We start from the raw sequence: 15022 nt of genomic DNA, 5'->3' as shown, positions 1-15022 counted from the left end.
TATTCCTGCCTCGCGTCGGCGCTGTTTTGAATTGCTCCAGCTTTCTGAACCACCGCGGCGATTCGAAATGTAGAGCAGGTAACCCGTAGTTCAGGCAGAAAGCAGGTTCGCTTTCTGAGGCTAAGTCACAAGGTATGGTGAAGTCAGGATTTTTTCCTGCGGAGCGGCTGCGCGGGTGGCCGCTCTTCGTTGTATCAAACTAGGCCCATCCAGCTCCAATACGTAGCAGACATCAGAAGAATGAGCAGATAGGCCGCAATTGTCAGAATGATGCCGGTGAAGGCAAAAGTCTTCACGTCAAACGCACCGGTGGAGTAGGCAATCAGATTCTGCGGGGCATTGACCGGAAGAATGAAGCCAAAGCTGATGACGTACTGCAGAATCATCGTAATGCCCAGCACATTGACGTTCGGCGCATCGAGTCCGTTCACGAGAGCGATGATGATTGGAATGAGTGCGCTTGAGAGCGCAGCGGCGGATGCAAAGCCGAGGTGAATGATGATGAGAAAGAGGGCGAGCACCGCAACGACGACAAAAGTGGTCTGATCTGCGAGCCCGAAGGAGGAACCAATGCCTTCGGCGAGCCACTGTGCGGCGTGGGTGGACAAAAGCGTGGAGCCGAGCGAGATGCCGACGCCGAAGACGAGCAGCGTGCCCCAGTTGATGCGGTTGACGACGCTCTTCCAGTCCATCACGCCCATGCTTGGCAGCATAAGGAGCGCAATGGCGCACACTGTCGTAGTCGTCGTATCAAAGGGGTGGAGCTTCTTTTCCGTCACCCACATAAAGAGGAGTACGAGGGAGACGACCGTGAGCTTCCATTCAGCAGCGGACATAGGGCCGAGCTTTGCGAGTTCACGGCGAACGGCATCGTCGCCGCCCGAAATATCTTCGAGCGAACCCTTAAAGAGACGGGTGACGACCACATAGAGCACGACGCTCATCAAAGCAGCGAACGGTGCGGCAGCGACAAACCAGTCAAGCCAGGAAATATCATGACCGGTCAGTTCCTGAATGAACCCCACGGCCACCATATTCTGGGCAGCGGCAGTCTTGATGCCGACATTCCACACGCTGTCGACCTGTGCAACCGTGATGAGGAGCATGGCGCCGAAAGCACTCTTCAGCGGAAGTCCGAAGGCGCGCACCATGCCGGTGACGATCGGCACGAGGCAGGCAACGCGCGCAGTGGTCGACGGCACAAAGAAAGAGAGAATGAAGCCGCAGAGAATGATGCCGAGCACAACACGCGAAGGCGACGTGCCGATTTTGGAGAGCGTAACGAGGGCAATTCGCCGGTCAAGCCCCGTCTGCATCATGGCTGCCGCAAGGAAGAGCGCCGCGCCGACAAGGCAGAAGGCGGGGGAAGAGAAGCCCGTGAGTGCCATGCGAAGCGCTTTGCTCGTGCCGATGAGCCCCTGGCCGTCGGGCTGCGGAGAAAGTCCCACAAGGACCGCAATGAGCGCCATGATGACGCCGGCGGAAACCGGAAACGACACGGCGCCCGTCGCCCAGGTAATGACGGCGAAGGCCATGATGCCGATCATGCGCTGACCGGCAATGGAGAGGTCCGCGAGCTGCGGCATCAGACAGATGATGCCGAGAGCAGCGACGGCAAAGACAAGGCCGTATCGCTTAAAGAAGCCGGGCGAGGGCTGAGTGTCAGCGGTCACAGTCGATTTCCCATTGGAGCCTGCAGACGCAGAGCCCCTTGACGTCATATTGGACGCCGAATCGACAAGGGCAACGGAGTGGGTTGTGTTCATGGGGAGTCCTCTCTTTCTTTTCTTTGGCGAGGTCGGACCGCTTGTTCAGGGATTCGCGGTGCCGTTCCGTTATTCCTAAGCCAAAGCCGTGCCAAAAGCAGAAAGACTTTTATTTTTTTTGAATGACTCCCCAGAAATAGATGTAAACGATCGGAATCGGTGATCGACATGCATGAATAAGGATCCCCGGGGAAGGGATGCCTGTCGGCGTTTAATTCAAAACTGGTGATTTTTTCTTAAGATAAAGTCAATAGGTAGTAACGCTTTATTGACGACATTGCCCTTTTAAATGCGCTGATTTAGAAATGTCTGCACCATATTGGTGCACTGCTCGTTCTGCGAAGAGATGGGTTTAAGGGCAAAAGCGCCGCACCGAACGTGTCAGAGCGGCAGCCTATCGATGACGTTGACCGAGGAGTTTGACCATGAACGGTGCTCTCGAGCAGCGCGACGCGGCATAAAAAAGACCGTCAGCATGAGTGAGACGCCATGCTGACGGTCTGCGGATCCGCGGGATCAATGAGAAGCAATGAAGTGCGGCTTAGTCCTTCAAATCAATGAAGTGCTTATAGATTTCAACGCCTTTTTCAAGCACTTTTTCATCGAAATTGAAACGGTCGGAATGGAGCGGAATCCCGGTGCCGGTGCCCAGAAGAATGAAGAGCCCGGGCAGCGTCCGCTGGTAGTAGGCAAAGTCTTCGGCAATCAAGAGGGGCTTAGGCAGCATTTCGAGGTTCGGCAGACGCTTTTGGGCATCTTCAAAGAGTTTTTCATCGTTGACGACCGGCGGATAGCCTTCAGGGGCATCTACATGAACTTTAACGCCGAGATCCTTAGAGATCTGTTCGCCCAGCGCATAAAGGCGATCGCGCCCCATCTTGAAGGCCGACTCGCTGAAAACGCGCAGCGACCCTTCAAGGTGAGCATGCGCAGCAATGGCGTTGCGCACCGTGCCGGCCTGCAGCAGACCAAACTTCAGCGTGCACCAGGGGCCCTCGGCGGCGTGAAGATCGTCAAGAATCTTTTCTGCACCCACGACAAAGCGGGATGCGGCAAGCAGGGCATCCGCACCGTCTTCGCTTTTGGCGATGTGAGTGCTTTTGCCTTCAATGTCAACCGTGACTTCGCACGATGCGGCAAGGAGCGGCCCCGGACGGGTTGCAGGCTGTCCGAGCGGCAGATCCGGCCAAAGGTGAAAGCCGTAAATGGCCTTCACGTTCTTTTGCGCAAAAATGCCGGACTGGCAGATGAACTGAGCGCCGCCCGTCGTCTCTTCAGCAGGCTGGAAAACCAGCAGAACATTCTGCTTTAAGCGGTCTTTGACCGACGCAACATACTGCGCAAGCTCAAGCACCATGGCCATGTGGCCGTCATGTCCGCAGGCGTGCATGTGCCCTTGATGTCTGGACGAAAAAGGCACGCCGGAGACTTCACAGATGGGGAGCGCATCCATGTCGGAGCGGAAGGCAACGGCTTCATGAGCGCCGGCATCAAACCAAGCGCAGACAGCGTGACCGTCGGGGGAAAAGACCTCGCAGGGCAGTTTCTCAAGCACGCTGCGCACATAAGCGGTGGTCTTGGGAAGATCAAAGTCAAGTTCCGGGATCTGGTGGAGATCGCGGCGGTATTTAAGAATGCGCTCGAACATGAGAGCAATGTCCTTAACAAAAATCGAGTGGGCGAAGCACTGCTGCCGACGGTCAAAGACAGATGACAGAAGAGCTTAAACCGCTGTTGATGCGGTACTGTGAGCAGGCTCGGCGGTCAATAGTGGTCTCATCCTATCAACAGGCTTAACGTCTCGGCCTAAGAAGCACTGTCAACAACGGCGTCTTAAGATGCAGATTGAAAGGATTGAGGGGAAGTTACTAGTCGTGTGTGAGCGCTTCAAGGCCGCTCTTTTCCGGCCTGGAAGTCAGAAAACTTTTCGCTGTCGTTTATGAAGAAACGGCCGCACTGCATGCGGCCGTCGATGAATTGTTTGGGGCACACCGCTCAAACCGGATACCCAAAGCAGCCGGCAGTGCAGTTAAAGCTGCCGCAGCGCACTTTCCAAGGCTGTCTTAGTTGATGTGCCGGCGTCCTTATGCGCCTTAATGATGCGCGCAGGCACGCCTGCCACAACGGCACCGGCCGGAACATCTTCAATGACGACGCTGCCAGCGGCGACGACGGCGCCTTCGCCCACATGGATGCCTTCAATCACGACGGCATTGGCGCCGATAAAGACATCGTCATCGATGATGACGGGCTGCGCGGAAGCGGGTTCAACGACGCCGGCGAGCACAGTGCCAGCTCCAATGTGGCAGCGGCGTCCGACAGTGGCGCGTCCGCCCATCACAACGCCCATATCGATCATGGTGCCTTCGCCGATCACCGCGCCGATGTTGATAATGGCGCCCATCATGACCACTGCGCCGTCGCCGATCGTCACCTGATCGCGAATCACCGCGCCGGGTTCAATGCGGGCGTTGATGCCTTTGAGGTCAAGAAGCGGAATGGCGGAGTTGCGGCAGTCGTTTTCGATGACCATATCGTCGATCTTGCTGCGGTTGGCTTCAAGAATCGGACCGAGTTCCTTCCAGTCGCCGAAAATCACTTTGTCGCCGACGCCGAAGACCTTTGCCGAACCGAAGCTGATCGGGGCTTCGCCGGCTTTCTCGCGAAGCGTGATCTTCACGGGCGTCTTCTTTTCAGCCGTGGCGATGTAGTGAATGATTTCCTGTGCGTTCATCATGGTGATTCAATCCCCAGTGTTAGAAAGTTGAAGTGCAGCACTCAGCGGCGAGCGAAAAGCAGTTCGTCAAGGGTGTGCAGACCCACGGGGGCGTCCTTGAGCTTTTCGGCGGTTTTAAGCGCGCCAATTGCAAAGATCCGGCGGGATTCCGCGCGGTGGGTGAGTGAGAGCTCTTCTTCGTCGCCGAAGAAGGACACGGTATGCACGCCCGCCACGGTGCCGCCGCGGACAGCGTGGACACCGATTTCACCGGCTGTGCGGGGTGCGAATCCTTCGCGGCCGAAGACCGTCGGATGGGTGCCGTCGGGGTTGACGGCTGAAAGAAGGAGCTTCGCCGTGCCGCTCGGCGCATCTTTTTTCATGCGGTGGTGCGTTTCGATGATCTCAATGTCAAAGTCCGGCAGCAGAGCGGCAGCCTCTGCGGCGAGGTGCTTTAAGACCGCAACGCCGATGGAGAAGTTGGCGCTCACCGCTACGGGCGCGTAGCTGCCCAACGCATTGACGCGGGCAGCTTCTTCGTCGCAATAGCCGGTGGTGCCGGAAACGAGCGGCGTTCCGGTGCGCTGCACATAGGCCGCGAGTGCCGGCAGCGACGCCGGAGCGGAAAAATCAATGACGGCATCCATACGGTCGCACTGGGCGAGCTGAGCGATCGTCGCCGTATTGAATTCGGCCGCAACTTCGATGCCGCGGTCTGCGGCGCAGTCTCGGATCATGCGGCCCATGCGGCCCATACCGATGAGAGCGATTCTCATAGCGAAGAGTTCCTTACTTCAGAAAGCCCGCGGCAGCGAGTGACGAACGCAGCGTTTCGCGGTGGGCTTCAGTCATATGCGTGAGCGGGAGACGGTAGCCGCCGACATCCATGCCGAGGAGATTCATAGCCTCTTTGACAGGAACCGGATTCACTTCAATGAAGAGATCGTTGATCACATCGAGAAGTTCAATCTGCGCGCGTCGTGCGTCGTCCGTGCGGCCTTCAAGATAATCGAAAACCATCTGATGCGTCTCCTTCGGAGCGATGTTGGCCAGCACCGAAATGACGCCCGAAGCACCGATGGAAAGGAGCGGCACAATCATGTCGTCGTTGCCCGAATACATGGCGAAATCGTCCGAGAGGTACTTTGCGACCTTTGCCGCATAAGACATATTGCCGCTCGCTTCCTTGATGCCCACAATGTTGGGGTGCTGCGAGAGGCGTGCGACATTGGCCACTGATATGGAGCAGCCCGTGCGGCCGGGTACGTTGTAAAGAATGCAGGGAATCTTCACGGCGTCGGCGACGGTCTTGAAGTGAAGGTACATCCCTTCTTCGTTGGTCTTGTTGTAATAGGGGGTAATGAGGAGCAGACCGTCAGCGCCCAGACGTTCATAGGAGAGCGACTTTTCGAGCATCGTCTGCGTAGAGTTGGAGCCCGATCCGGCAATAACGGGGATGCGGCCTGCAACGCGCTTGACGGTATATTCGCAGACCGCGTTGTCTTCTTCGTGAGACATCGTTGAAGATTCGCCGGTTGTGCCGAGGATCACCAGAGCATCGGTGCTGTTGGCCAGATGAAAGTCAATGAGTTCGCCGAGCTTGTCGAAATTGACCGAATCGTCTTCATTGAAAGGTGTGATAAGTGCGACCAGTGAGCCGCGAATTGTCGGATGAGACATGCTGAATACCGTGCGTAGTTGGGGTTGCAGGGTGGAATTGTAGGGGCGAAGCGGTGCGGTCACTCCTGAGATCCGCGGGTGCTTGAAACGGATTGAAAAATCGCAGTATCGATCTCAAGAGCAGGGAAACCATCCTGCTGCACGTTCAGCGCTCCTCGCCGACAGCCTCAAATTCATAAAAGAAGCGCCAGCAAAGAGCGTTATCTCTGCTGGCGCAAAAAACAACGTGCCGGCAGAGTGCACGCTGCTTTGACCGGTCAAGATAGCGCAACTGCTCACAAATTCACGAAAACCAATCAATTTCGTGCATTTTGCAGGCAGACAGTCCAGCGGGTATCTCCCGCAGGCCCATCCGCCGTCCCCCAGGCTGAGGATGCCGGCGAATTCGGCGGATCTGCCTCCCCTCGGGGTCGCTGCCGGCCTGCCGGCTCGCCCGAGGCTCCTCGCGTCCGCGCCTCTATCGTTCGATGTTTTACAAGTTAACAAGAAAAACCTGCGGCCAAAATACGACAAATGGGAGAAAAGGCGTATTTCAGTCAATCGGGCGCAAGCGACGGACAATTGATGCCGTCATCGGGAAGGTTATCAGGCTGTTTATAAATGTTGACCGGCGCTTCGATTGCATATACGAAGCGCCGGTCATTGAGAGCGGTCCGAAAATCAGCGGCGGCTCTTGAGGAGCGCCTCAACTTCCCGTTCTACTTTTTCCAGATCAGGATCTGTAAGGACCGGAAGCACCTTGATGAGATCGTCGGGCTTGAAATCCCACCATTTGAGCTCAAGGAGCATTGCCGTCAGGCGGTCGTTGAAGCGGCGGCGGATAAATTCAGCCGGATTGCCGCCTACGACCGTGTAGGGCGGAACGTCTTTCGTCACCACCGCAGATGCGGCAATGATGGCGCCGTCGCCGATCTTCACGCCCGGCATAATGACTGAGCGGCGGCCGATCCAGACGTCATTGCCGATGATGGTGTTGCCTTTATGCGGCGTCAGGTCGTAAGTGGACCGGGCCGCTTTTGCCCATTTGCCGCCAAAGAGACTAAAGGGATAGGTCGACACCGTCGATACGCTGTGATTCGCTGCGCCCATGATGAACTTGGTGTTCGCACCGATCGCGCAGAACTTGCCGATGATGAGCTTGTCGCCGAATTCCGGACGGTTGTAGAGAACGTTTTTGCGGTCAAACTCCGTGGGATTCTCGTCGTCTTCGTAATAGGTGTATTCGCCCACTTCAACGTTGGGCGTTGTAACAACATTCTTGATAAAACAGACGGCCGTATCGTCAATTGGAAAAATATCAAAGGGATCCGGCAGATCCGTATTGTGCGGCCCCATGATGCTGAAGGTGCTCATTGAAATAGCTCCGAGGGTGAGTGCGTATCCATTTAGAAATACGATATTGATCATACGACCTTAAGGGCGCTGTCGTATGCCGCTGGCGCAATGGTCAAGCGAATTTTGCCCCACGGCAAAACAAAGCAAAGCAAAGCGATTGATAGTCTCAGCCAAGGGAAAAAGTGGATTCGGAGCAGTTGAGAGAATTACATCGGTACCTGATTAAAAAGGAGCCGCAGCATTGGATGCGCAATGCCGCTGCGGATTGCGGATGCGGGCCGCTGTATGAGCAAGCTGTTTTTGCAGGTATTAGCCGCAGTCACTGCGCCTGATGATGCATGTGGTATGTCGGCGCAGCGATAAGGTGACAAACCGTTTGCCCAACAATTCTTTGACGAAGACCTTCATGCGGCCGCTGGCCGCTGCTTTCTGAAGGTCAATAAACTGACAGACCGCAACGCTTGGAAAACAAAAGAGATCCCGAGGAAAATCCGAGATCTCTTTACCCGGTTGTGTCTGCCCTTGCCCTCGCGTTTTTTCCGGGATGGGGAGCACCACGCGGAGGGCTTCAGGATGCCCGTGTTATCAGTACAGATGAAAGGCGAATTAGAACGTGTAAGTAAGTTTCGCCGTCATGTTGTGGGACGAACCGTTGGTATCCAAAATACCCACATACCCAAAGGACAGGTCGAGGTTGCTGTTGACATCCAAGATGAGAGAAGCGTTCACCCATTGGTAGGAACGAGGTAATTTAACCGTGCTCGAGCCCTGGACACCAGAGATGTTGGACGAGACGTCCATATCACGGTTGAAATTTACGCGCGTGCCGCCGCCCAACAGTGTGTTTACGATTGTGCCCCACTTTTGGAACCATTTGAGCGACAGATCGCCGTAACCGATGTTGGAGGTGTGGGAGTCATAGTGTTCATAACTCACGGCGGCGATATTGCCATTGATGTCGAAATCACCCATGCGGCCACCGGTATACCCAACACCGATTTCAGGAGTGAAGACACTGCTTTTCCCCAACGAGTAGTTCATGCCGATATGCACGGCACCGCCATAGGAAAACGTGTCGGCAGATCCCGTGAATTGTTGTCCGCCGATGCTGCGGGTGACGTCTGTAGAAGTATGAGCCAACATGGCCTCGGCCTTGCCGTAGTACGCCGCGTTCCCTGCCGTGCAGAAGACGCGGGCGAACTTCGCGCCGCCGTAGACCGTGTTCATGTCAAAGTCGAGAGAGTCCGCACTGTCGTCCGTGGTTTCGTAGCCAAGATACAGGGTGAAGAGGTGCTCGTTTCGGTACATGTTGCTGATGCCGAGCAGGATGCCTGTGGTGTGGCCTTTAACTGTGCCGCCAGCCGAGAGGTCGAATTTGTCGTAGGACGTGTAGGGTTTGACGAATGTGAGCCATTCCTGATTGTCCTGCATGCGGTGCGTATAGCCGGTTTGGGACACGTCGGCAGTAGCCGCCTCTACGAACATAGCGCGGCGGTTCAAGCGGTTGGCCAGCGTTTCGGCTAACTGCGCACCGACACCTTTGACGGCGTTCACCCACAGTGTGAAGTAGCCGCTGCCTTGGTCGTAATAACCGTCCAAGCCGTATTGCTGTTTGAGTGTTTCATCGAACTCAACGTCTTGCGTGGGTTTTCCGGTGACACCCGATAAGGCTTGGCCGGAAGCGTTTTGTACTGCGTTGTTGAAGTCGATATCTCCGGATTGGTAACCAGTGATGGAAGAAATTTGAACTTTTTCCACGCTAATTGACCGGGCGTTCAGATTGTCTCCGGAAACTTTAATTCCTTGCCCGTCGCCCACCCGGTTGCCTGTGACGCCTACGCCCCAATTGAGTACCTTAACCTGTCCGCCGTTTTCAATGTGAATGTCAGCTGCTTGTCCGCTCGTGTTGACCTTGCCGCGGTTGTCGACGGCCAATAGGTTAGAAGCGCCCGTATTCGTACCGCTGCCGGCGATGATGGGGCCGCTGATGATGCCGGTGGCCGTGTTGGTCAGTGTGCCGCCGTTTTCAACGGCGACCGCGCCAGTAATAGCGCCGGTATTGTTCAGCGCTTCCTTAGCTTGGGTGGCGTCCGCACCGATATGCAGAGCCACTTGGTCGTCTGCTGTACCGATGACGCCGGAATTAGCGACGACCGCAGAATCGACGTTGAGCGTGGCGGCGTTGGCAATGTCGATCGTGGAGAATTTGCCCGTGTTGCTGATGCCGACCGTGCTTTCGATAGTCGCGTTATCGGTAATTTTCAGATCCTGCACGGTGCCGTGGTTATAAAACGCGGAGCCGCCCGTGCTTTTTAACAAACCGTCGATTTTGGCGGTTGTTATTTTGCCTTGATAGACCTCCACGCCCCAATTGCCGGAGAGTTCAGCATCTTGCTGTAATTCCAAAGTACTCAAATTGCCTTGGGTGCCAACGAATAAACCGGCCGCGTTTTGGCTGGTGGTCTTACTGCCGGACTCCAAACGGATGGTCTCAACCTTGTTGTAGCCGAATGAAATGCCAGACCCGGGAGAGGCGTTAGCGGCTCCCGGCTTGTTATTCCACACTTTATCGTAACTAAGGGCTCCCATACCGGCAATAACGCCGCCGCTCTTATTCACAATCTCTTTCATCCAAACATCTTCCAAATACAGGCCGGTGTTTCCTTGAATCCTACCGCTGTTTTCCAAAGAACCGATGTTTTGCGCCATGATCTCCATACCGGCACTGCGCCATGTTCGGTCTGCATTACCGCCTTTGATGGAACCTATGATCGTGCCGTTATTGACAATTGTGGTTATCGCTGTCTGATCGAAACGCACCCCTGTGAAGCCGCCTTCAATCGTGCCGTTGTTGATGAAGCTGCCCATTTTCCCCTCGCGGGCGAGAAAGCCGAAGCCATTGCGCTTTGTGGCTTGGAATAATTCTCCCGTTTTTTTATTGGTGAAATTGGCACCATTTGCCCTGTAATAGAGAACTGCTGCTAATGGTTCGCCGCCTAGAATTTTGACCGTTTGGCCGGAAGATGCACCGATGGTGAGAGTTGAGGTGGCGGCACCATGACGCCAAGAAATGGAAGCAGGACCTTTCGCAGGATCATCGGTTCCTCTGTTAACGACCCAATTGGATGGATTGGAAGGATCTGGAGAAATGATGTCGGAATAAGCCGTTTTCTCGACGACGGGATTGTCGGCTGCTAAAGCTGGAAAAGAAAAGCAGGCCGCTTGAATGGCGGCGGCGCAAAGCGTTAATTTTGCTAAAGAAGGAAGTGCGACGGAATAATCACTTGAGTGGGATTCTGGGGGTAACATTTTGTTTTACCTGAGAAATATTCAAAAATAATGTGAATATATTACAAGATATTATTTCCAATCCTAAGTCGTAATTTAAGCGTTCGCATTGTCAACAGAAGATATTTGGTGGAACTACCCATCAAACTATGTAGTTCTTTTTTGTTTGCAGGTCAACCGTGGATAATAAAAAACATCCGTGGACAAATGGTTGAAATGAAAGTGGTGATCAACTTTATTCGGATCCGCCGAAATGTGTTTATATTTAAACAAAATGTCTGCAATAGGTTTACCACGTCATCATCAATTATCGTTATCTAAAGACGAATCCGATGCTTTTAAGATCTCGTGTAAAACGGCATCACGAGTTAAAAACAGTGTATCTGTTTTTGCTCAGCTATCGAGCGTTGCCTTCTCTGCCAGTCTTTTTTCAGACCTGAATTGAGCTTCATCAGCGGCTCAAGCAACCATTGCCATTCTTTGAAAAGAGATTCGGCCTGTATCGGTGCCGATCAATTTTGTTCTTTGATAGCGAGTGCCGAGAAAGTGTTTTCTGACGGCCATTTAAGTGTGAGCAAGCTTCTGCTCCCAATTGGGTGATTGGCTTGGCCGCTTCTTTTGTGGTCTTTGCCGTGTAATCTGTATGTTGGTGAAGCTGCGTCGATTCTGATGGTGATGCTGGGCAAACTGCGCTTCTGGAGGAAAAGCTTGCAAGGCGCAAAGAGGTATTTGGGCGCACAGCTCAGCTGCAGCCCTTTGCGGCCGGGATCGATTAAAAATTCGTCCAAGGCGTAACCCAAGCCGATGACTCTATTTGGCGGCTCTTTGATCAACCCCGCATCTCCCGTGACGGCCCTGCTTTTACCAATGACCGTCTAGAAGCGGCAGCGTGCACCACGACTGATATGCGGCAGGAAGACAGCGCAGGCGGGGGCAGCCCATTCACAACAAAGATCAGGAGGGCTGTCTGCGGGCTGAGCTGAAACGAGTCTTTCTATAGCCTCTCGATGGAATGATCGACCGTCTCAGCCAAGGAAAAAAGTAGATCGGGAGCAGCTCAGAGAACTGCATCGGAACCAGGTCAAAAGGAGCCGCAGCACGAGATGCGCAATGCCGCTGCGGCGGCAGTTGCGTGCCGCTCTATAAACAAGCTGTTAGCTCAGTCACTTTGCATGATGACCCGTATGGCATGTCGGCGAAGCGAAACGGCTGCGAACCGTTTGCCCAACCATTCCTTGACGAAGGCCTTCGTGCAGCTGCTAATAAACTGACAGACTGCAACGCTCGTAAAACAAAAGAGATCCCGAAGAAAATCCGAGATCTCTTTAACCTGTTGGGTTTGCCCCTGTCCTCGCGATTTTCCGGGAAGGGGGACCCTAGAGGCAGTTTGGGATCAATACTTGAAAAGGTGACCCATGCGGTCGGCTTTGGTCTTCAGATAGAAGAGGTCGTAGGCAGTGGCATCCATCTGGATGGGCACACGCTCAGTAATGACGATGCCGAATTCTTCGAGCTGATAGACTTTGTCGGGATTGTTCGTCAGGAGACGCATGCTCTTGACGCCCAAGTCACGCAGAATCTGCGCGCCGGTAAAGTACTCTCGTTCGTCGCCCTTAAAGCCGAGCGCAAGGTTTGCTTCGAGCGTATCGAGCCCCTTTTCCTGCAGCTCATAGGCACGCAGCTTATTGATGAGACCGATGCCGCGGCCTTCCTGGCGCATATAGAGCAGGATGCCCCGGCCTTCCTTCTCAATCTGCGTCATTGCGGCGGCGAACTGCTGACCGCAGTCGCAGCGCAGCGACCCAAAGCAGTCGCCCGTTAAGCATTCGGAATGCACGCGGACGAGAAGATCCTTGCCGTCGCCGATCTCGCCCTTGACGAGCGCCACGTGGTGCTCGCCGTTCAAGCGGTTCACGTAGCCGTAGGCGCGGAATTCACCGTACTTCGTCGGCATCTTCACGACGGCCACGCGGTCGACGAGCTTCTCGTAAATTTTGCGGTAGGCCTGAAGATCCTTGATGGTAATGAACTTCTGGTTGTATTGCTTAGCAAGCTCAATCAATTCGGGCGTGCGCATCATCGTGCCGTCGTCTCGCATGATTTCGCAGCACAGCCCCACTTCCTTGAGGCCGGCAAGGCGGCAGAGATCCACCGTTGCTTCGGTGTGGCCGTTGCGCTCAAGCACGCCGTTTTTCTTCGCGAGCAGCGGGAACATATGACCGGGACGACGGAAGTCTTCGGGACGAGCGTCGTCGGCCACGCACTTCATCGCGGTCACAGAGCGCTCGTAGGCAGAAATCCCGGTCGTCGTGTCGATATGGTCAATGGAGACCGTGAACGCAGTCGAATGATTGTCCGTATTGTTCTCGACCATCTGGTGCAGGTCGAGTTTCTTGGCATATTCAGCCGACATGGGCATGCAGATGAGCCCTTTGCCGTGCGTAGCCATGAAGTTGACATTTTCAGGGGTGGCGAATTCCGCCGCGCAGATGAAGTCGCCTTCGTTCTCGCGATCCGGGTCGTCGGTGACGAGAATGATCTTGCCGTTCTTGAGATCTTCAAGAGCTTCCTGCACCGTGTTGAATTGGGCCATCGTCCGTTCTTTCCTTGAAGGGAGGCGCACCGCAGTGCTCCTGAAGGTGCAGCTCCCGGATGTAGTTGGGTTCATGCTCCCGGACTTCACGGCTATCAGGATTTCACGGCCGTTTGGGTCGTGAAGGGTCTGCGCACTTTCGAGCAGCGGACATCGGCGAAGGCGGGGAGCAGGTGCCGGGCGCGGCGGCATGCCGGCCGCACCCGATTTTGCAATAGCGGGCAAGTATAGCCGATGCGCTGAGGCGCAAATGTGAGCAAACGGTTATTCCATATTGCTGGGTGCCGTGAAGCCTTGAAATCCTGCAGTTTCTCAGGATGGGCAGGCGCACAGCATGCATTCGGAATTGGCTTGGATTTTTTCCCGTATCCCGCTAGAAAAAGGATCTGGAGACTAGGTGAGGAGCGGCAGACACGACGGCTTCAATCTCGAATTCGGCCGCATCATCGATGAGCGTGGGGTCTTGATCGAGCTGTCTTTTAATATCGATGGGCTCCACGTTTCTAAGCATTTGCGGATTGGCCAGCCGGTTGCGCCGCACGGCATAGCTCCAGTCGTCGCGCAGAAACTTCAGCGCAAGTCTGGGCAGGCGGGGACGCTCAGAGAGCGCAATGTTGATTTCCGGATCCTGAAGCTCGGCAGCGCTGTTGAGTATCGGATCAAAATGAGTGTCTTTAGGCAGTACTCGTATCAGTGCGGCGATTTCGGAGCAGGTGAGGGGCAGTACGGCTGCGTCGAGGAGCATTTTCTGAAGAGTCTCCGTCAGCTCTCCGTTTTGGAAGAAGCTCGTCAGAAATGCCATGCGGTCAATGAGACCGAAAGCAATCGGCGAGAGCAGCCTTTCCTTTGTCTCGTTTGTTTCATTTGTCTCGTTTTTCTGGTTTGCCGCCTCGCCCTTGGTTTTGATCGGATGGGGGTCTTTGCCTGCTGTCAAGGCGTTGGATGCTTGAGCAAAAGCCGCTTCGAGCGCAAGATCACGCTCAACGTCATCGTCGAGCGTAAAGGAGCTGCTGCCCCAGAGACCTTTAGAGAGCAGGCGTTTGAGCTGGAGACGAAAGGTCTTGTTGCCCGAGAGATCCACTTCAGTCATGAGCTTTTCCATGTGCCGAGGCTCGCAGCCGTTCGCCGCAAGACTTTTCAGCAGCATCTGCGCAGCAGTGATATCGCCTTTGACAGCTGCGGCGAGTGACCAGTTGGAAAGGACTTTCACGGCTCGAGGATCGTGAAGAACAGCAAAACGAGTGCGGTAGTCAATATCTTGAGCAAGACTCGCCCAAATCGCGGGCGTAAGGGAGCCGGCAAAGGCCGCCCGACGGCGCAGACCGGGATTTTCGCTTGAAGCAGCGGCAAAGCGAAAACGTTTGTGAATGGCATCCTCGCCTTTAAAGTCGAGGATTTTTAAAAGGCGAAGACCGAGGTCGCCCTCAAGCCTCACGATTTTCCTTTGGATATCGCCAAAGAAATGAGCCGCAAGCGTCTGTGCGTTTATTTCATTGGCCGGTGCGGCCTGCGGGACGGGGCGGGAGATGAGGACAATGGTATGAGGGATTGTGAGCTGCATAAGGGATTCCTCGGGAGCGGAATTTGAAGCGGCAGACGGGGTCTGCAGTATTTGGAGTTCGAGTGCGGCGCAACGCCCGAAAC

At 54.8% G+C, this 15022-nt stretch carries 9 protein-coding genes and 1 riboswitch; all 9 genes read right to left on the bottom strand.

Annotated elements, in window-relative coordinates; all coding sequences use genetic code 11:
* Positions 1-194: 194 nt before the first annotated feature.
* The 9 genes from DES29_RS08105 to DES29_RS08050 all read right to left on the bottom strand — a co-directional run bounded on the left by DES29_RS08105 (position 195) and on the right by DES29_RS08050 (position 14939).
* Positions 195-1766: a DASS family sodium-coupled anion symporter gene (locus DES29_RS08105; protein WP_005428906.1), complete on the bottom strand. Its 1572-nt coding sequence runs from the start codon at positions 1764-1766 to the stop codon at positions 195-197.
* A gap of 541 nt (positions 1767-2307) precedes the next feature.
* The gene (locus DES29_RS08100; protein WP_113854710.1) at positions 2308-3414 is read right to left on the bottom strand and encodes an amidohydrolase; all 1107 of its coding nucleotides are present in this window, start codon (positions 3412-3414) and stop codon (positions 2308-2310) included.
* 381 nt (positions 3415-3795) lie between these two features.
* The gene (dapD, locus tag DES29_RS08095; protein ID WP_211309884.1) at positions 3796-4503 is read right to left on the bottom strand and encodes a 2,3,4,5-tetrahydropyridine-2,6-dicarboxylate N-acetyltransferase; all 708 of its coding nucleotides are present in this window, start codon (positions 4501-4503) and stop codon (positions 3796-3798) included.
* A gap of 41 nt (positions 4504-4544) precedes the next feature.
* Entirely contained in the window at positions 4545-5258 is a 714-nt protein-coding gene (gene dapB / locus DES29_RS08090) for a 4-hydroxy-tetrahydrodipicolinate reductase (RefSeq protein WP_016474467.1), read from the bottom strand.
* A 13-nt stretch (positions 5259-5271) separates the two neighbouring features.
* Positions 5272-6162: a 4-hydroxy-tetrahydrodipicolinate synthase gene (dapA, locus tag DES29_RS08085; protein WP_113854708.1), complete on the bottom strand. Its 891-nt coding sequence runs from the start codon at positions 6160-6162 to the stop codon at positions 5272-5274.
* A 255-nt stretch (positions 6163-6417) separates the two neighbouring features.
* Positions 6418-6630, bottom strand: a riboswitch (Lysine riboswitch).
* Between the two features lie 192 nt (positions 6631-6822).
* On the bottom strand, positions 6823-7497 hold the full coding sequence (locus DES29_RS08080) for a CatB-related O-acetyltransferase (RefSeq protein WP_373111327.1): 675 nt from the start codon (positions 7495-7497) through the stop codon (positions 6823-6825).
* Positions 7498-8103: 606 nt separating this feature from the next.
* A complete protein-coding gene (locus DES29_RS08070) occupies positions 8104-10806 on the bottom strand; it encodes an autotransporter domain-containing protein (protein WP_113854707.1) in 2703 nt (900 codons plus the stop codon).
* Positions 10807-12178: 1372 nt separating this feature from the next.
* Positions 12179-13378, bottom strand: a complete 1200-nt coding sequence (locus DES29_RS08055) for a bifunctional 3,4-dihydroxy-2-butanone-4-phosphate synthase/GTP cyclohydrolase II (protein WP_113854706.1) — start codon at positions 13376-13378, stop codon at positions 12179-12181.
* 373 nt (positions 13379-13751) lie between these two features.
* A complete protein-coding gene (locus DES29_RS08050) occupies positions 13752-14939 on the bottom strand; it encodes a hypothetical protein (protein WP_113854705.1) in 1188 nt (395 codons plus the stop codon).
* Between the last annotated feature and the right edge of the window lie 83 nt (positions 14940-15022).

Origin of the sequence: Sutterella wadsworthensis (genome assembly GCF_003315195.1) — a bacterium.
In the GTDB taxonomy this organism is placed as follows: domain Bacteria; phylum Pseudomonadota; class Gammaproteobacteria; order Burkholderiales; family Burkholderiaceae_F; genus Sutterella; species Sutterella wadsworthensis.
This window is presented reverse-complemented; position numbering and strand designations above follow the sequence as displayed.